This is a genomic window from Actinomycetota bacterium (assembly GCA_035697485.1).
In the GTDB taxonomy this organism is placed as follows: Bacteria; Actinomycetota; UBA4738; order UBA4738; family HRBIN12; genus JAOUEA01.
The window spans coordinates 127,498-146,160 of the sequence record DASSCU010000049.1; the positions used below are offsets into that span (position 1 = coordinate 127,498).

Here is an 18,663-nt window from a genome sequence, read left to right on the forward strand (position 1 = left end):
GGTGGGCGGCCGTGTCTCGATCCGCGCGCACTTCGAGCGGTTCCCCGCGACCCTCAAGGGGGCGTTCGTCCTGCGGGGGGACGATGCCGACCCGCATCAGGTGCGCATCGAAGCGGCTCGGGTCGCCGAGCTCGCCGGTCGGCCCGGCCAGCCGATGGGGGTCGAACCCGTGACCCTCGACGTCGCGCCGCACCTCGACCTGTTCGTGCCGTTCGAGGTGCCGCTGCTCGACCTGGCCCCGGGGTGGTACCGCCTCGAGCTCGACGTCACGATCGACGGCGACCCGGGGGTAGTGCACCCCGGCGATCGGTTCGTCGTCGCGTGGCCACGCGGCTCGATGCGGCGGGGCTCGGCATCGGTCGGGCGCAGGATCGAAGCCGGCGCGACGACCGTGACGATCCAGCAGGTGGAATGTGCCCCCGACGGTGTGCGTGTGACCTACGAGGCGCCCACCCGCGTCGGCCTCTCGCTCGCCGCCGACGACGTGATGCTGCCTCAGGTCGACGAGGGCTTCGACGACGAGTCGCAACGTGGCACCGTCGTGACCTATCCGGCCGCGAAGAGCCAGTCTCGGCTCGCGATCCTCGCTCGCGGGGCCGATCGAGCGATCGAGATCGACCTGCCCTGACGCCCGAAGCGTCCCACCGGCGCGGGCTTCACCCCACCGGGGTTGTCCGACCGGCCTGGTCCTGTCGCACCTCGGCCGTATCGTCGGCCGATGTTGTCCCGGGCCCTCGACGTCGTCTTCCCGCCCCGCTGCGCGGGTTGCGGCGCACCGGCGTGGCCGTTCTGCGAGCGATGCACGCGCGGGCTCCGCGCGCTGGCACCCCCGTGGTGCCATCGCTGCGGCGCCCCGTCGCTCGGCGGCGACGTGGCGGCATGCGGGGACTGTCCGCCCGAGGAGATCGCGCAGGCGCGGGCGCCGTTCGCGTTCGAAGGGCCGGCTCGGGCCTCCGTCCATCAGTTGAAGTACCGGGGGGTGCGGGGCGTCGGCAGGGCGCTCGGCGCGGCGATGGCGACGTGTGCACCGCCGGGGGCCGATGTCGTCACGTGGGTCCCGTTGGCGCGGCGGCGCAAGGCCGAGCGGGGGTTCGATCAGGCGCGGGTGCTCGCACTGGCGGTGGGCAAGGAGTCAGGGCTGCCGGTTCGACGGCTGCTGCGGCGGATCGCCGCGACCGGCCCGCAAGCCAAGCGGGACGCCGTGGCGCGCCGGGAGGCGATGCGAGGATCGTTCGTGCTCCGCGATCGCGCGATCGTGCCGGGCCACGTGCTCCTCGTCGACGATGTGCTCACCACCGGGGCGACCGCGGCCGCGTGCGCCGAGGTGCTGCTCGCGCACGGGGCCTCGCGGGTGTCGCTGCTCGTGGCCGCGCGGGCGCTCCTGCGCACCGGTCGACCTGCCTATACTCGACCGGGCCCTCGTCCGGGTCTGTGGTTGCCCGGGGACGACCCCGGTAGTCGATGCCAGCCGCGGGCGAAACGACCCACGTAAGGCGACCCTTGGTCGCTGAGCATGGCGCGGTTTAGATGTAAGTCCTGCCTCGCCCTCGGGCGAGAGAGGGTGGGAGTCTCCGGTCCTCGCGACCGGGCGGCGATCGCCCCGGCAGGCGAGTGTGGGGGAAAAGACCAGGTCAGCCGGTGGAGGGCCCGCCGAACCCGAACAGGAGACGACCGACGCGTATGGATCTGACGTTCACGGGCCGAGGACTCCCGGTCACCGATGAGGTGCGGGAGACCGCCGGCCACAAACTCGCGTACCTGCAACGCATGGAACCGCGGACCACCCGTATCGACCTCGAGTTCATCGGCGAGCACTATCCCGCCCCCGATGGCGTCAAGCGGGTCGAGGCCGCGCTGCACATCCCGCGGAGGACCTTCCGGGCACATGCCGAGGCCGACGACGTCCCCACCGCGATCGACCGGGTGGCGGACAAACTCGAACGGCAGCTCCGCGACCATCACGGCAAGCGTCGCGCCTCGGTGCACAAGAGCCCACTAGAATCCGCTCACCTGAATGTCGCGGCTGCCGATACCGAGGGAGAGGACGAGACCGAGGGGGACCGGTGACGAAGGACGCGAGCGAGGCGCCCGAGCGACTGCGGGTCATGGTGGTCGACGACCATGCATTGTTCCGCCGCGGGCTCGAGATGGTGCTCCAGCAGGAGTCCGACATCGAGCTCGTGGGTGAGGCGTCCGACGGCGCAGAGGCCGTCGAGCGTGCGCAGGAGACGATGCCCGACGTCGTGCTGATGGATGTCCGTATGCCGAAGCGCTCCGGTATCGAGGCGGCCGGACAGATCAAGGACCTCCTCCCACACTGCAAGATCCTGATGCTCACGATCAGCGACGAGGAAGGCGACCTCTACGACGCGATCAAGGCCGGGGCAAGCGGTTACCTCCTCAAGGAGATCCCGATCGAGGAGGTCGCCGATGCGATCCGCAGCGTGTGGGCCGGCCAGTCGCGTATCTCACCCTCGATGGCCTCGAAGCTGCTGACCGAGTTCGCGGCGATGTCGAAGTCGGCCGAGGAACAGCCGCGCATGCCCGCGCCGAAGCTCACCGACCGCGAGATGGAGGTGCTGCGGCTCGTCGCCCAGGGCCTGAACAACCGCGACATCGCCAAACAGCTCTTCATCAGCGAGAACACGGTGAAGAACCACATCCGCAACATCCTCGAGAAGCTGCATCTGCACTCGCGCATGGAGGCGGTCGTCTACGCCGTGCGCGAGAAGATGATCGAGATCAGCTGATCGTGACCGACCCGACGATCGAAGCGGCACGCGACATCCTGGGCGACTCCCTCGACGAGCTTCACCATGCCGTCGACGGATGCTCGGTTGAGATGCTGAACCGCCGCCCGGTCGACGACGACACGAACCCCCTCGCGGTGCTCGTAACCCACGCGATGCACAGCACCCGGTCCTGGCTGAGCCTCGCGACCGGCGCGCCGCTGCCCGACCGCGACCGCGACGCGGAGTTCCTCGTCGTGGTCGACGACGGTGACGCGTTCCGCTCGTGGCTCGACGCGATGAGCGACGAGTGCCGGGCGCTGCTCGACGGCGACGTGGCGTTCGATCCTGCCGCCCTGGGGGAAGCGCCGTGGCGGGCGTACCGGGCGGACGAGCCGGTCACGGCGGCCTGGGCGTTGCTCCACGCCCTCGAGCATCTCCGGGAACATGTGGGGCACGCCCAGCTCACGCGGCAGCTGCTCTAGACGAGCGTCCGATACGCTGGCGGCATGAGCGCTTCGAGTCGCACCGTCGCTCGTGCGATCGTCGAGTGCCTCGAGAACGAGGGTGTCGAGATCGTCTTCGGGCTCCCCGGCGAGGAGAACCTGCACACGATCGACGCCCTCGCCGAGAGCTCGATCCGTTTCGTCACCACCCGCGACGAGCGCGGCGCCGCCTTCATGGCCGACACGTATGGTGCGCTCACCGGCACGCCCGGTGTCTGCCTGGCCACCTTGGGTCCCGGCGCCATCAACCTGATGCTCGGGGTCGCGAACGCCCAGCTCGACTCGCACCCGCTCGTGGCGCTCGTCGCGCAGGCGAGCCTCGACCGCGTCTACAAGGAATCGCACCAGTTCGTCGACCTGGTGTCGCTGTTCCGTCCGATCACGAAGTGGGGCGACATGGTCACGGTGCGCGTCGCCGCACCGGAGATGGTTCGCAAGGCCTTCAAGCAGGCCACGACCGAGCCGCCGGGTGCGACGTTCATCGTGCTTCCCGAGGACGTCGCCGAGCGCCGAACCGACGCACCGGTCCTGCGGGTGAACACGCCCGTCGACCCGGCTCCCGACGAGGGTCAGGTGCATCGCGCGGCCCACGTGCTGGCCGGGGCCATGCACCCGATCGTCCTCGCGGGTCCCGGCGTGGCCCGCGACGGGGCGACCGACGCGCTGATCCGGTTCAGCGAGGCACTCAACATGCCGGTGGCGACGACGTTCCTCGGCAAGGGGACGTTCCCCGACCACCACCCGAACGCGCTCGGCACGATCGGCTTCATGGTCAAGGACTACGCGAACTTCGGGTTCGACCGTGCCGACGTGGTCATCGCCGTCGGGTACGATCTCGTCGAGTACTCCCCCTCGCGGTGGAACCCGCTCGCCGACAAGGAGATCGTGCACGTGCACCGCACGGTCGCCGAGGTCGACGCCCACTACACACTCGCGGTCGGCCTCCAGGGCAGCATCGGTGAGACGCTCGACGCGATCGCCGCTTCGAGCGAGATGCACGATATCCGCGGGGAGATCTTCCCGGTCCGCGATCTGGTGCGTGAGGAGCTGCAGCGGGGGGCCGGCGACGATGCGTTCCCCATGGCCCCCGCCCGGGTGGTCTCCGACATCAGATCGGTACTCGACGACGACGACATCGTGCTGTGCGACACGGGCGCGGTGAAGATGTGGATGGCGCGCCTGTACCCGACGTACCGGCCGAACACCTGCCTGATCTCGAATGGTCTCGCGACGATGGCGTTCTCCTTGCCGGGTGCCATCGCCGCGAAGCTCGTCCATCCCGACCGCAAGGTGCTCGCCGTCATGGGCGACGGTGCGTTCGCGATGAGCATGGCCGAGATCGAGACCGCGGTGCGCGAGAACGTGCACCTCGTCGTGCTGGTGTGGGTCGACGGCGGGTACGGACTGATCGGGTGGAAGCAGGACATCAATTTCGGGCGACGGGCAGCCGTGTCGTTCACGAACCCGGACTTCGTGAAGCTCGCGGAGAGCTTCGGCGCGAAGGGTATTGAGATCGGCTCGGCCGATGAGCTCGCACCCACGCTGCGCAAGGCGCTCGACGACGACGCCGTGTCGATCGTGGCCTGCCCGATCGACTACGCCGAGAACGCCAGGTTGATCGAGCGTCTCGGAGCGCTCACCGACCCGCTCTGAGCCGAGCACGTCGATGAAGGGCGAGGTCGACCGGGATGTCGCGGTCCACCGGAACGCCCGTCTCCTCGCGGCCGCGCAAGGGTTCGCGCAGCTGACGTTCCCCGTGCTGCTCGTGACCGGTACGGTCGCCGCGACCGAGCTCTCGCACCGCGACGGAGCCAGCGGACTCGTGTGGGCCGTCTACTTCGGGGTCGCGGCTGTCGCGGCCGTCGTGATCGGGCGATGGATGGACCGAGTCGGTCGACGTCCCGGCCTCCTCGTTGCCCTGGCGTTCACCGCGCTGGGCGGCCTGGGGTGCGCGGCCGCGGTCCTCGTCGGCTCCTTCCCGCTGTTGATCCTCTCCGTGGTGCCGTTCGGGATCGGATACGCCGGCGTGAACCTCACGAGGGCGGCGGTCGCCGACATGTATCCACCCGCTCATCGAGCCAGAGCGGTCGGGATCCTCTTGGCGGTCGGGACGATCGGCGCCGTCGGTAGCCCGCTGCTCATCGCCTTCCTCCGAGGGCGGGCGGCCGATCCTCGGACGGCCGATCTGCTCCCGTGGCTGATCGTGCCTCTCGGAGCACTCATCGCGGGGGGGTTCGTGATGCGGGTCCGGCCCGACCCTCGCGATCTCGCGCCGCCGATCGAAGGCGACTTCGGACCCGAGAGCCGGCCGGCACGGTCGCCTCGCGAACTCCTCCGGGTTCCTGCGTTCCGCACGGCGATCCTCGCCGCGGCCGTCGGGCAGATCGCGATGGTCGGGGTGATGGGCGTCACGCCGGCGGCACTGCACCACCTCGGACACGGCGATGCCACGATCGCGTGGATCATCAGTCTCCACATCGGGGGTATGTTCGCGTTCTCTCCGCTGATCGGCGCGGCGATGGATCGGTGGGGCAGACGTCTCGGCCTGATCGCCGGCTGCTCGGCGAGCATCGTGGGGGCGTTGGTCGCGGGTACGGGCGGGTCGGCAGCCGTCGTCGGGGGCGGACTGTTCGCTCTGGGGATCGGCTGGTCGGCGACCTTCCTGGGCGCGACCGCGGTCATCAGTGACGTGACGACTCCGGCAGAACGGGCGGGCGCACTGGGGTTCACCGACCTGTTCGTGAGCGCCTGCTCCGCAACGGCCGGCGTGGTCTCCGGTATCGTGCTCGAGACCGCTGGCTACCCCACGCTGGGTGTGGTCACGGCCGTCCTCGTGACGCTGGTCCTCGGGGTCGTACTGTGGATGCGGCCCGTCGCCGGCGATGCTGTGGCCGTCGCCCGGGACTGAACCGGTCGCGGGCTAGAATCGGTACCCGAGACGACCATCCTCGACCGCCCGAAGGGACCCTCGTGCCCGTTCTCGACAAGCTCGGCAACATCGGCGAAGGCCGAAAGCTGAAGAACCTCGAATCGATCGCGCAGCTCGTGAACACGTTCGAGCCCGAGGTCGAGGACCTCTCCGACGAGGAGCTCAGGGCGAGGACCGTCGAGCTGAAGCAGCGGGTGGGCAACGGGGAGTCGCTCGACGACCTGCTGCCGGAGGCGTTCGCCTTCGTTCGTGAGGCCGCCCGGCGCACGATCGGCCAGCGCCACTTCGACGTGCAGCTGATGGGCGGCGGCGCCCTGCACCAGGGCAACATCGCCGAGATGAAGACCGGGGAGGGCAAGACTCTCGTCTCGACCCTTCCCGGTTACCTGAACGCGCTTGCCGGCAACGGCGTGCACATCGTCACGATCAACGACTACCTGGCCAAGCGCGACTCGGAGTGGATGGGGGGCATCTACCGCTTCCTCGGGCTCGACGTCGGGCTGATCCAGGCATCGATGTCACCCGCGCAGCGCCGGCCCGCCTATGCCGCCGACATCACCTACGGCACCAACAACGAGTTCGGCTTCGACTACCTGCGCGACAACATGGCGATGCGCAGCGAGGACTGCGTGCAGCGCGGCTACCACTACGCGATCGTGGACGAGGTCGACTCGATCCTGATCGACGAGGCCCGCACGCCCTTGATCATCAGCGGCATGGTGCGCGACTCGGCGAAGTGGTACGTGACGTTCGCCCGGGTCGCCCCGCGACTGAAGCGCGACGAGGACTACGAGGTCGAGGAGGCCAAGTACCAGATCGCGATCACCGAGCAGGGCGTGGCCAAGGTCGAGGAGATCCTGGGGGTCGAGAACCTCTACGACCACTCCAACACGACGCTCGTGCATCACCTGCAGAACGCCCTGCGAGCCAAGGAGCTGTACAAGCGCGACGTCGCCTACGTCGTGCAGAACGGCGAGGTGAAGATCGTCGACGAGTTCACCGGCCGCGTGCTCGAGGGGCGACGCTATTCCGAGGGACTGCACCAGGCGATCGAGGCCAAGGAAGGCGTGAAGATCAAGGAGGAGAACCAGACGCTCGCCACGGTCACGATCCAGAACTACTTCAAGATGTACGACAAGCTCGCCGGCATGACCGGCACGGCGAAGACGCAGCTCACCGAGTTCGAGGAGACCTACAAGATCTCCGTCGTCGAGATCCCGACGAACCGGCCGAACGTCCGCCGCGACGAGCAGGACCTGATCTACAAGGGCGAAGAGGCGAAGTGGGATGCGGTCGTCGAGGACCTGAACGAGCGTCACGAGACCGGCCAGCCGATCCTCGTCGGCACGGTCTCGATCGAGAAGTCCGAGCTGCTGTCGGGGCTCATGAACCGCCGCGGCATCCCGCACAACGTGCTGAACGCCAAGAACCACGAGAAGGAAGCCCTGATCGTGGCGCAGGCTGGGCGGAAGGGCGCCGTGACGGTCGCGACCAACATGGCCGGTCGAGGCGTCGACATCCTGCTCGGCGGCAACCCCGAGTACCTCGCGCGTCAGGAGATGGCGGCGCGCGACTGGGACAACGACCGGTACCTGCTCTTCGAGATGGACGAGGAGGAGCGGGCCGCGTACGAGGCCGAGTACGAGCCGATCTATGCGAAGTTCAAGTCCCAGACCGACGCCGAGCACGACGAGGTGGTCGAGCTGGGCGGCCTGTTCGTGCTCGGCACCGAGCGGCACGAGTCCCGGCGCATCGACAACCAGCTCCGCGGCCGGTCGGGCCGTCAGGGCGACCCCGGCGAGTCCCGTTTCTACCTGTCGCTCGGCGACGACCTGATGCGCATGTTCGCGAGCGACCGGGTCGCCTCGATCATGCAGCGCCTGAAATGGCCCGACGAGGAGCCGATCGAGGCCAAGATGGTCTCGAAGGCCGTCGAGAACGCGCAGAAGCAGATCGAGGAGCTCAACTACGAGCGCCGCAAGAACGTCTTGAAGTACGACGAGGTGATGAACGGCCAGCGCGAGGCGATCTACGGCGAGCGCCGCAAGATCCTCGAGGGCCAGGACCTGCGCGAGGAGTCGGTGGGCTTCGTCGAGGACCTGGTGGCCGACGTGGCCGAGGCGCAGTGTCCGCCCGACGTCTTCCCCGAGGAATGGGATCTCGACGGGCTGTTCACCGCCCTGCTCGAGGTCTACCCGGTGCAGGTCAGCCGCGAGCAGGCGCAGGAAGCCGCGAGCACCGAGGAGCTGGTCGACCTGTTCGTCGAGGACGCCCTCGCCCGGTACGAAGACAAGGAGCGTGCGGTCACGCCCGAAGTGATGCGGGAGCTCGAGCGCGTCGTGCTGCTGAACATCACCGACACGAAGTGGCGCGAGCACCTGTACGAGATGGACTACCTCCAGGAGGGCATCCACCTGAGGGCGCTGGCTCAGCAGGATCCGATCACGGCCTACCGACGCGAGGCCTACGACATGTTCCAGGCGCTGACCGCGTCGATCCAGGCCGACTTCGTCCGCTACATCTACCGCGTGGAGTTCGTGCAGCAGGGCGAGGAACAGGCCCGCCAGCAGGCGCCGCAACCGACTCGGCTGCAGGACAACCGGGCAGAGGTGGAGCAGGCCGGCGGGCAGCGGGCGGCGGGCGGCGGAGGGCCGGGTACGGCCAACGCGAACCAGGCCGTGAGTGACAAGGTGCCGAGGAACGCGCCGTGTCCGTGCGGGAGCGGCAAGAAGTACAAGAAGTGCCACGGCGCCACCGTGTGACCGCGCCGCTCAGTCGCCGACGGTGAGCCAGGCCGTCACGCCGCCGATCGCGAGCAGGCCTGCCGTCATCAAGGTCGCGCGAGCGTAGCCCTCGGCGAACGCCTCGGTGCCCACTTCAACGCCGGCGAGCCCGGCCGCGAAGGGGAGCAGGGCGATCGCGAGCAGCTGAGCGACGCGCGAGACCGCGTTGTTGATGCCCGACGCCGTGCCCGTGTATCGCTCCTCGACCGACATCAGCACGGCGCCGACCAGGGGGGCCACCGTGATCGCGAGGCCGAGACCGAAAACGACCATACCTGGGAAGACGCCGGTCCAGTACGTGGTGCCAGCGTCGACCCGGGACAGCAGCAGATAGCCGACCGCCGCCACCAGGGGACCCACGGTCATCTGCGGGCGCGGCCCGATGCGCTGGGCCAGCCGTCCGCTCCGCGTCGAGAGGACGGCCAGCAGCACGGTGATCGGCAGGCTGGCGGCTCCCGCTTCCAGCGCCGAGTAGCCGAGCACGGTCTGCAACTGCAGCGAGACGAAGAAGAAGCCCACGCCCAGCGCCGCGTACACGGTGAACGTCGTGAGGTTGGCGCCGGTGAACCTGCGCGAGCGGAAGAGGCTGAGGGGCACCATCGGCGCCGGCGACCGTCGCTCGATCTCGACGAAGGCGACGAGCAGCGCCGCCCCCGCGACACCCGCGAACGCGATCGCCGGTGTCCCGAAGCCGCGGACCGGACCCTCGATCAACGCGTAGACCACGCCGGCGAGGCCGAGCGTGACCGTGATCGCCCCCGGGACGTCGAGCCGGGGGTCGGCCCCGGCGTCACTCGTCTCGGGGATCGCACGGGCGAGCCACCACGTCGTGACGGCCAGGGGGGCGTTCAGCAGGAACGCCCATCGCCACGACCAGGCGTCGACCAGGTAGCCCCCGATGAACGGTCCGATCGCCGTCGAGAGCCCCGAGAGTCCCGACCAGGCCCCGATCGCCGCGCCGCGGTCCTCGTCGCAGAAGGCGACGGTGACGATCGCGAGGCTCTGGGGCACGAGCATCGCGCCGCCGACCCCCTGCAGCACGCGGGCGAGGATCAAGACCTCGAGCGACGGTGCGGCGGCGCACAGCGCGGAGGCGAGCGTGAAGAGCAGCAGCCCCGCGAGGAATACCTTCCGGCGGCCACGGAGGTCGCCGAGCGCCCCGCCGATCAGCAACAAGGCGCCGAGCGTCAGGAGATAGCCGGTGACCACCCACTGCAGTCCGGTCAGGTCGGTGTCCAGGTCGCGACGGATCGCGGGCAGCGCGACGTTGACCACCGTGCTGTCGAGGAACACCATGCCCGACCCCACGATCGTCGCCGCCAACGCGCGGCGACCCTGGTCCGAACGCAGCCGCAGGTTCGGGGCAACGCTCATGCGATCGGGCGCACCACGGGGCGAGCCAACAACTGGCAGGGGTTCTCCGGCCCCCAGATGTCCAGCTCGGCGACCGGCACGAACCCTCGCGAGAGGTAGAAGGCGCGCGTCGCCGCGTACTCAGCCCCCGGGTCGCCGTCGCGGTCCGAGAGGGTCCTGACCAGCACCGCCCTCGCATCGTCTGGCAGACGGTCCAGCAGTCCGTCGACGAGGCGCGTGCCGACGCCCGTTCCACGCAGATCGGCCCGGGTGGCGATCCACGTGAGCTCCCACCAGGTGCTCGTGCGACGTTCGTACGTGAGAAACCCGCTCAGCCGGCCCTCGTCGATCGCGACCAGTCCGGGGTGGGAACGCACCGCGGCGGCGCACTCTTCGACGCCCTCCTCGAGGCCGAACCAGTCGGGCAGACCACGCACGATCGCGTCGCACGCCTCGGCGTCGAGCGTGGGGTCGAGGGGCCGGATCATGGCGGCCACCGTAACGCAGGGGCGCTGCTACGATGCGCGGCGCATGAGCGAGCACACCGAACGCCTGCAGAAGCTCCGCGAGCGGGTTCTGGCCGCCAAGGAGTTCCTTTGACGTCGACGGCAAACGTGCCCAGGTCGAGGAGCTCCAGCGACAGGCGAGCGATCCGGCGCTCTGGGACGACCAGCAGCGCGCCCAACAGATCACGTCGAAGCTCTCGCGTCTGAACGACGAGGTCGCCCGGTACGACGGGCTCATCGCCCGGGTCGACGATGCCGTGGCGATCGACGAGCTCCTGGCCGACGAGGTCGATCGCGATCTCGCGGCGGAGCTGGTCGCCTCGATCGCGGGGCTCGAAGCCGACGTCGACAAACTCGAGCTCGCCGCGCTGCTCTCGGGGCCGTACGACGCTTCCGACGCGATCGCCACGATCAACGCCGGCGCCGGGGGGACCGAGAGTCAGGACTGGGCGGAGATGCTGCTGCGCATGTACACGCGGTGGGCCGAGCGCGAGAGCTTCGACGCCGAGATCGACGACATCCAGCACGGGGACGAGGCGGGCATCAAGTCCGCGACGTTCACCGTCCGTGGCACGAACGTATACGGCCTGCTGTCGGCCGAGCGCGGTGTGCACCGCCTCGTGCGCATCAGTCCGTTCGACGCGCAGAAGCGGCGACACACCTCGTTCGCCTCGCTCGACGTGATCCCGATGCTCGAGGAGGCGGACGAAGAGGACATCGAGATCCCGCCCGACGAGCTGCGCATCGACGTCTACCGCTCGAGCGGACCCGGGGGTCAGTCCGTGAACACGACCGACTCGGCCGTGCGGATCACCCACATCCCCACCGGGCTCGTGGCCGCCTGTCAGAACGAGCGATCGCAGCTGCAGAACAAGGCGGTGGCGATGCGGATCTTGAAGGCGCGCTTGGCCGAGCAGGAGCGTCAGAAGCGCGAGCAGGAGATGGAATCGATCAGAGGCGAGCGCAAGGCCGTCGACTTCGGCTCCCAGATCCGTTCGTACGTGCTCGCCCCGTACCAGATGGTCAAGGACCACCGCACGGACGAGGAGATCGGGGACCCGCAGCGGGTGCTCGACGGCGACATCGACCGGTTCATCGAGGCCGAGCTGCGCCACCGGGCTTCGCAGACGGACTGACGCGACGGGCACGCAGGCGTTCCACGAGGAACGCGGCGAGACCGACGAGCGCGAGCACGGTCCACGCTACCCCCCCGGCTCGTACGCCCGAAGACACGGCCGCGTCACGGTAGGTGAGGCGCACGTCGTGCTCGCCGGCGGGAACCGCGACCCCCTGCAAGAAGCCGTCGACGGGGACGACTTCGGCGGCCTCGCCGTCGACGGTCGCCTGCCAGCCGCCGTCGAACGAGGTCCGCACGACGACGATCGAGGGAGCGGTCGCACGCACGTCGATGTGCACGTCTTCAGGGGCGTCCTCCCGGTACGTGGCCTCGCCGGATTCGGCGTCGGGGGTCGGCTCGATGCCGGGGTAGGACTCCACGACGGCGAGCCGGCTGGGGTCGAACGTCGGGGGCAGGATCGTGCGTAGCGCGCCGGTCACCGTCGGCACCGTGCGGAAGTTGGGCACCACCGAGACCCTCGGCTGCCACCCCTGCACCTCGACGAGGTCGTACCCCTGCGCCCTGCCGACGACATCGCCAGCGAGCGGTGACGGGATGCCGGTCGGCACCACGAGGTAGCGCGCTCCGAACAGCCGGACGTCGCGGAGCAGCGGGACGTCGATGACCGAGGCGTTGTAGAAGACCGGCAGCGAGGTGCGCACGCGGATGTAGTCCCAGTAGCGGCGGAGCTGCATCGGGTTGTACCCGAGCGTGTCGTGCAGGCCGAACAGCGTGCCGCGCTCCATCGCGAGCGCCGGCCAGTCGGGCTCGAGCTGCATGAACAGGTAGCCCTTCTCGAACGACGACGCTGGGGGCGCCCACGTGAGGTAGCGATCGTGCGTCGCCTTCAGGCGAGGCACGAACGCGGTCGGCGTGACGAACGCGGATGCATCGACCCGTGGCAAGGGCAGCGGCTGGGGGACCAGGTTCGGGTGGGCCCCGGCTTCCAGGTTCAGGTGGATCGTGTCGCCGGGTGGCGTGAGTTGGGAGAACAGCGCGCTCACGGCCAGCTCGAGGGCGAGCACCGAACCGACGGCGACGTGTGCCCAGGCGCGGCGTCTCGTGGCGAGCTGGAACAGCGCCCATGCCCCGGCGGCGAGGCCGAGCGCGAGCACGATGAAGCGGAGAGGGTTCGCGAATGCGAGCAGCGGCACGCCGAGCCACAGGAACGCCCCAGCCGCGAGCCAACGCACCGCGTCGCGAGGCGGCAGCGGGTCGTCGCGGAGGCCCTGGATGCCCACCGCCCCGAGCACCGGCACGGCGATCACGGCGAGGTAGCGCATGCGCCCGGGGTTGTGCAGGTAGACGTCGCCGAACGGGATGCGCAGGAAGACGTCGCGGATCCAGGGCGCCGTGACGACCGCGTCGAGCATCAGGACCCAGGTGAGCGCGAACGCACCACCGAACGCCCACACCAGGGCGCGGCGCCGGCGCGCCTTGAGCGCCAGCGGGACGCCCAGCAGGATCGTCGCACCCGCGTAGGCGCCGGGCGTCGCGCCGAACGCGAGCGGCCACGCGGCCCACACGCCGTTCGCCTGGATCGAGCCGGTGTCGCTGCCGCCGAGCGTGCCGATCGCATCCCCGAGCCGGTCGTAGCCGGCCGCCAGGCTCGACGCATCGAGCGCGTCGATGCGGGGAAGCAGGATCGCCAGCGACAGGAGCGGCAGCACGACGAGGAAGAGCGCGGCCCGTCCGCCGGCGGTGAACGCGAGCTGGGGCGTGCGCGCGGGTTCCTCGCCGCCGTCCGTCGCCGCTGCGCGCGAGGCGATGACGTCGAACACGGCGCCGGCGAGCAGGTACGCGGTGAGCAGGGCCGTGCACACGACGAGGCCGTGGCTCAGGTGGGCGGTCGCGACCTGGGACCACCCCAGCGCCCCGACGCCGATCCACGCGATCCTCGCCGACCAACGCCGGCTCCGCCGGTAGCCCGCGGCCCCGACCAGCGCCACGCAGCACCAGGCCATCGCACCCGCGAACGGCATCGAGATCGCGATCTCCGAGCTGGACATCAGCATCGCGAGCGAGAGCCCGCCCGCCGTGGAGGCCACCCGGGAGAGTCGTTCCGTCCGCAGGAACGCGAAGAGCGCGAGACCGGCGATCAGCGGATTCGCGACGATGAACGCCCGCATCGCTACCGCGGGGGAGAGCCAGGAGAACAGCCCCATCGGCAACAGGTAGAGCCACCCGCCTTGGGGGTCGGCCGCGTATCGATAGCCCGCCATCTCGAACGGGTTCCACAGCGGCACGTGCCCTGCGGCGATCGATCGGCCGAGGAACGAGAAGCGGGGGAGCCAGAACGTGAGGATGTCGGGGTGGGCGTCGCTCAGCCGGTCGGCGAACACGAAGCCCCGCAGGGCGAACAGCACCCCGACGACGATGACCGCCGGACCGACCACCGCGAGGGCGATCCGACGGCCCCGCTCGTGCGCGCGCGGCCGATGATCGGCCGTCCTCGCAGGGGTTTCCACCGTGGTCGCGCCCATGGCGCCCAAGCTTACGGAGTCCGCTCCCAGCCGCGTCGAGGAGGTCTGGTAGGGTGACTCGGTTCGCCCTTCCCCACTCTCCTGAGGTCCAGATGATCAGTCTTCAGCGTGTCACGAAGACCTACAAGAACGGCGTCACCGCCCTCACCGACGTCACCGTCGAGGTCGACAAAGGTGAGTTCGTCTTCATCGTCGGACAGTCCGGTTCGGGCAAGTCGACGATGATCCGCCTGCTGATCCGTGAGGAAGACGCGACGAAAGGTCAGATCTTCGTGGGCGGCAAGAACCTCGCGAGGATGGCGAATCGCGATGTGCCGAAGCTCAGGAGGAACGTCGGCACGGTCTTCCAGGACTTCCGCCTCCTGCAGGACAAGACCGTGTTCGAGAACGTTTCGTTCGGCCTCGAAGTGATCGGGAAACCGAAACACGTCATCGAACAACGCGTCCCGGAGATCCTCGAGTACGTGGGACTCGGCGACAAACTCCGCAGCTACCCTGATGAGCTCTCGGGGGGGGAGCAGCAACGAGTGTCGATCGCGCGTGCGTGCGTCAACCGGCCGCTCGTGCTGCTGGCCGACGAGCCCACCGGCAATCTCGATCCAAGTACCAGCGTCGACATCATGCGCCTGCTCGACAAGGTGAACCGCATCGGCACGACGGTCGTCATGGCAACCCATGACCAGGCCATCGTCGACGCGATGCGCAAGCGGGTGATCGAGCTCGACAAGGGGTTCGTCGTGCGGGATCAATCCCGAGGTGTGTATAGCTGATGCGCCTAGAACAGTATTTCCGGGAGACGGCGACCGGCCTCCGGCGCAACGGCGTGGTGGCATTCGCGGCGATCTCCACCGCGTTCATCGCCCTCTTCTTGTTCGGACTGGCGTGGCTGATCGGTCGGCAGTTCGACCTCGTGATCGATGCGTGGACTGGGAACGTTCAGGTCGCCGTCTATCTGAGCGATCCGGTCCAGGACGACACCGTTTCACGCATCCAGACGAAGCTCAGTGAGCTACCGGCTGTCGCATCGATCGAGTATTGGGACAAGGACCAGACCTGCTCGCACTTCGACGAGTTGTTCGAAGGCCAAGAGGCCTTCCAGGAAGGCGTGGACTGCGAGAAGTCGATCCCGACCTCGCTGCGCATCAACCTCGCAGATCCCTCGCAGTTCGACCAGATCATGGCATCGCTTGGCTGTGAGGCAGATGCCACGACCGATCAGATCCAGTGCACGGAGCCAGGGGTTCGAGATGTCTCGGACTACCGGGATCTGCTGGAGCGCCTTTCGACGATTACGAGGGTCCTGTCGATCGTGGTGTACGTGATCGCCTTCATCATGCTGGTCTCGGCCATCTTGCTGGTTGCGAACACCCTCCGTATGGGCATGTTCGCCCGGCGCAAGGAGATCGGGATCATGCGGCTCGTCGGCGCGACGAACTGGCGCATCAGGATGCCGTTCCTGATCGAGGGTTTGGTTGAGACGATGGTGGGAGCGCTGGTTGCGATCGCCTTCCTGTTCCTGGTCAAGGTGTTCGGCATCGACAACCTGCGAGGAACGGTGAGGTTCTTCCCGTGGGTCCGCAACATCGACGTCCTTGCGGTGATCCCGTGGATCCTGATCGCGGCGGTGGCGGTGGCCGTGATCGCTGGCACGATCGGCATGCGCCGGTTCCTCGACGTCTGAGGCGGCGCAAGCGTGACCCCGCAGAAGCATGGCGATCCCGGCGAGAAGGTCGTCGCCTCGAATCGCAAGGCTCGCCACGACTACCAGATCCTCGAGACGATCGAGTGCGGCATCGTGCTCACCGGCGACGAGGTGAAGTCGCTGCGCGGCGGCCGGGCCTCGCTCACCGAGTCCTACGCGCGGGTGCGAGACGGCGAGGTCTGGCTCGAGGGCATGCACGTACCGCCGTACGAGCAGGGCGACAAGCGGCGGCACCTGCCGACTCGGCCCCGCAAGCTGCTGCTGCACCGCCGGGAGATCGAGAAGCTCTCCGCCTGGCAGCAGGAGCAGCGCCTCGCCCTCGTGCCGCTGCGCGTCTACTTCACGCACGGCATGGCCAAGGTCGAGATCGGGGTGGCGCGCGGCAAGCGGGAACACGAGAAGCGCCAGTCGATCGCGAAGCGTGAGCAGGAGCGCGAGATCGCACAGGAGCTCGGCCGCCGCCGCTGATCACCCCGGCTGCGGCTACCATCGGACGATGGCCGAGCCCACGGCGCCCCGCACCGACGAGATCGACCCCGTCATCGCCATGCTGGCGAAGGAGGCCTCGACCTACCTCGGGGCCCTCGACGAACTGCCGGTACGCGACGCCGCCGCGGAATCGGTCGCCGCCTCGTTCGACGAGCCGTTGCCCGAGCGAGGCGTGGGCGCGGAACCGGCGCTCCGCGAGCTCCTCGCGGGGCTCGACGGGGCCGTGCACACGTCGGGGCCGCGATGGTTCCACTTCATCACCGGGGGCACCACGCCGGCCGCGCTCGGCGCCGACTGGCTCGCGACCGTGCTCGATCAGAACCCTGGGGCCTGGGTCGCCTCACCTCTGGGCGGCCAGCTCGAGCTCGTCGTGCTGCGATGGCTGCGATCGCTGTTCGGCCTGCCCACGACGTGGGGCGGCGTCCTCACCACGGGCGCCACGATGGCGAACTTCACCGCGCTCGCCTGCGCCCGGCGCTGGTGGGCACTCCGCCACGACGTCGACATCGACGAGCAGGGCGCCGCGGGCCTGCCACCGATGCCGGTGTTCGGATCCGGGTACGTGCACGCGAGCGACGTGAAGGCGCTCGCGATGCTGGGGCTCGGCCGGTCGAGCGTCCGCAAGCTCGCGCGCGACGCGGTGGGGCGGCTCGATCTCGACGCCCTCGATCGGGAGCTCGCGGCGCTCGGAGGCGCCCCGGCCGTGCTGATCGCCAGCGCCGGCGAGGTGAACGCCGGCGATTTCGACCCTATCGACGCGATGGCCGATCTCGCCGAACGCCACGGCGCATGGCTGCACGTCGACGGCGCGTTCGGGCTGTTCGCGGCCGTCTCCGACCGCACCCGTCACCTGGTGGCGGGGGTGGAACGTGCCGACTCGGCGATCGCCGATGGCCACAAGTGGCTGAACGTGCCGTACGAGTCGGGCTTCGCGTTCGTGCGTGACCCGTCGCTCCTGCCCGCGATCTTCGGCAGCGGAGCCGCCTACCTGCCGGGTCTCGACGATCCTCGCCCGAACTGGGGCTACCTCGGCCCGGAGATGTCCCGGCGGGCCCGTGCGTTTCCCGTGTGGGCGACGTTGCGAGCCTACGGACGCGAGGGGTACCGGGCGATCGTGGAGCGCCACCTCGACCTCGCGCAGCGCATGGCGGCGCGGGTCGACGCCGCGCCAGACCTCGAGCGACTCGCCGGCGTACCGTTGAACATCGTGTGCTTCCGCTACCGCCCCGAGGGCGTGTCCGAGGATCGTCTCGACGATCTGAACCGGCGCCTCGGCGCGGCGGTGATCGAGGACGGCCGCGTCGCGTTCGGCACGACTACCTACGGCGGGGTCGTCGCGCTTCGCCCGGCGATCACGAACTGGCGCATCCGCGAGCAAGACGTGGACCTCGCGGTCGACGTCACTCGGGAGCTCGGCGCCCGTCTCGTGAGGGCCGAGAGATGACGGTTCCCGGCGAGGCGACGCGCGGGTTCGCGATCCGTGGAGCGATGCCCGGGGAAGGCCCGGCGATGCTGGAAGCGTGACGCCTGGCCTTCGCCGAACCCTCGTCTCCGCGATGTGGAGAGCATCGATCGGTTGATCGCACACGATCCCGGGGCCGCGCTCCTTGCGGAGGCCGACGGACGCATCGTGGGGACCGTCATCGCGACCTGGGACGGCTGGCGCGGTGGCATCTGGCGGCTCGCCGTCGTGCCGCAGTGGCGGCGGAAGGGGGACGGCACACGGCTCGCCGCCGCGGCTGAGGAACGCCTCGAAGGGCTCGGCGCGCCGAAGGTCGCTGCGCTCGTGCTCCGAGAGCACGACCACGCGCTCGGCTTCTGGCGCGCGCTCGGCTACGAACCCGACGAGCGCGTCGACCGCTGGGTGCGTTCGTTCCGGTGAGCGGGCTTCAGCCTGGTCGGCGACCGGCCGTATACTCGGAGGGGACAACTGCATATGGGGGTGTACTGGCTTCGATCTGGGCGTTCATCGCTCGGGAGAAGCGGGCCGTGATCCCGGATGTCACGTTAAACGCCGGACAACACACAAGCGCCAACGAAGAGTACGCGCTCGCTGCCTAAGCGGT

At 69.3% G+C, this 18,663-nt stretch carries 17 protein-coding genes; 14 read left to right on the forward strand and 3 right to left on the reverse strand.

What is annotated here, in order from left to right; translation table 11 throughout:
* Nucleotide 1 precedes the first annotated feature (1 nt).
* The 8 genes from VFI59_12870 (at nt 2) to secA (ending at nt 8,926) form a co-directional block, all read left to right on the forward strand.
* The gene (locus tag VFI59_12870; protein HET6714590.1) at nt 2-628 is read left to right on the forward strand and encodes a hypothetical protein; all 627 of its coding nucleotides are present in this window, start codon (nt 2-4) and stop codon (nt 626-628) included.
* Nucleotides 629-718: 90 nt separating this feature from the next.
* A complete protein-coding gene (locus VFI59_12875) occupies nt 719-1,492 on the forward strand; it encodes a double zinc ribbon domain-containing protein (protein HET6714591.1) in 774 nt (257 codons plus the stop codon).
* A 188-nt stretch (nt 1,493-1,680) separates the two neighbouring features.
* On the forward strand, nt 1,681-2,067 hold the full coding sequence (raiA, locus tag VFI59_12880) for a ribosome-associated translation inhibitor RaiA (GenBank protein ID HET6714592.1): 387 nt from the start codon (nt 1,681-1,683) through the stop codon (nt 2,065-2,067).
* Between the two features lie 38 nt (nt 2,068-2,105).
* Nucleotides 2,106-2,750: a response regulator transcription factor gene (locus tag VFI59_12885; protein HET6714593.1), complete on the forward strand. Its 645-nt coding sequence runs from the start codon at nt 2,106-2,108 to the stop codon at nt 2,748-2,750.
* Between the two features lie 2 nt (nt 2,751-2,752).
* Nucleotides 2,753-3,214 carry a DUF664 domain-containing protein gene (locus tag VFI59_12890; protein ID HET6714594.1) on the forward strand — a complete coding sequence of 154 codons (462 nt, stop codon included), beginning with the start codon at nt 2,753-2,755 and terminating at the stop codon, nt 3,212-3,214.
* 24 nt (nt 3,215-3,238) lie between these two features.
* Nucleotides 3,239-4,888, forward strand: a complete 1,650-nt coding sequence (locus VFI59_12895; protein ID HET6714595.1) for an acetolactate synthase large subunit — start codon at nt 3,239-3,241, stop codon at nt 4,886-4,888.
* A 13-nt stretch (nt 4,889-4,901) separates the two neighbouring features.
* Nucleotides 4,902-6,143: an MFS transporter gene (locus tag VFI59_12900; GenBank protein HET6714596.1), complete on the forward strand. Its 1,242-nt coding sequence runs from the start codon at nt 4,902-4,904 to the stop codon at nt 6,141-6,143.
* Nucleotides 6,144-6,205: 62 nt separating this feature from the next.
* On the forward strand, nt 6,206-8,926 hold the full coding sequence (gene secA, locus VFI59_12905; protein ID HET6714597.1) for a preprotein translocase subunit SecA: 2,721 nt from the start codon (nt 6,206-6,208) through the stop codon (nt 8,924-8,926).
* A gap of 9 nt (nt 8,927-8,935) precedes the next feature.
* Here the strand turns inward: secA and VFI59_12910 are convergent, their stop codons facing one another.
* On the reverse strand, nt 8,936-10,321 hold the full coding sequence (locus VFI59_12910) for an MFS transporter (protein ID HET6714598.1): 1,386 nt from the start codon (nt 10,319-10,321) through the stop codon (nt 8,936-8,938).
* Nucleotides 10,318-10,788 (reverse strand): GNAT family N-acetyltransferase, encoded by a 471-nt coding sequence (locus VFI59_12915; GenBank protein ID HET6714599.1) that lies wholly within the window; start codon nt 10,786-10,788, stop codon nt 10,318-10,320. The genes VFI59_12910 and VFI59_12915 overlap by 4 nt, the downstream gene beginning before the upstream one ends.
* Before the next feature lie 43 nt (nt 10,789-10,831).
* Between VFI59_12915 and prfB the strand changes: the two genes are divergently transcribed.
* Nucleotides 10,832-11,942 (forward strand): peptide chain release factor 2 gene (gene prfB / locus VFI59_12920; protein HET6714600.1). Its coding sequence is split into 2 segments (ribosomal slippage): nt 10,832-10,897 and nt 10,899-11,942, totalling 1,110 coding nucleotides; the frame shifts between segments, so codons are not numbered across the junction.
* On the opposite strand, the gene VFI59_12925 is transcribed toward prfB, so the two are convergent.
* Complete coding sequence (locus VFI59_12925) at nt 11,899-14,406, reverse strand: hypothetical protein (GenBank protein HET6714601.1); 2,508 nt, start codon at nt 14,404-14,406, stop codon at nt 11,899-11,901. The two genes, prfB and VFI59_12925, sit on opposite strands and share 44 nt — an antisense overlap.
* Nucleotides 14,407-14,498: 92 nt before the next feature.
* Between VFI59_12925 and ftsE the strand changes: the two genes are divergently transcribed.
* Genes ftsE through VFI59_12950 form a run of 5 tightly spaced genes read left to right on the forward strand, consistent with a single transcriptional unit; the run spans nt 14,499 to nt 18,479 of the window.
* Nucleotides 14,499-15,176 carry a cell division ATP-binding protein FtsE gene (ftsE, locus tag VFI59_12930; GenBank protein HET6714602.1) on the forward strand — a complete coding sequence of 226 codons (678 nt, stop codon included), beginning with the start codon at nt 14,499-14,501 and terminating at the stop codon, nt 15,174-15,176.
* Entirely contained in the window at nt 15,176-16,087 is a 912-nt protein-coding gene (locus VFI59_12935) for a permease-like cell division protein FtsX (GenBank protein ID HET6714603.1), read from the forward strand. Before ftsE ends, VFI59_12935 begins: the two co-directional genes overlap by 1 nt.
* 12 nt (nt 16,088-16,099) lie before the next feature.
* Nucleotides 16,100-16,576 carry an SsrA-binding protein SmpB gene (gene smpB / locus VFI59_12940; protein HET6714604.1) on the forward strand — a complete coding sequence of 159 codons (477 nt, stop codon included), beginning with the start codon at nt 16,100-16,102 and terminating at the stop codon, nt 16,574-16,576.
* 28 nt (nt 16,577-16,604) lie between these two features.
* Nucleotides 16,605-18,041, forward strand: coding sequence for a pyridoxal-dependent decarboxylase (locus tag VFI59_12945; protein ID HET6714605.1), 1,437 nt, complete (start codon nt 16,605-16,607; stop codon nt 18,039-18,041).
* A gap of 36 nt (nt 18,042-18,077) precedes the next feature.
* On the forward strand, nt 18,078-18,479 hold the full coding sequence (locus VFI59_12950) for a GNAT family N-acetyltransferase (GenBank protein HET6714606.1): 402 nt from the start codon (nt 18,078-18,080) through the stop codon (nt 18,477-18,479).
* Nucleotides 18,480-18,663: the final 184 nt, after the last annotated feature.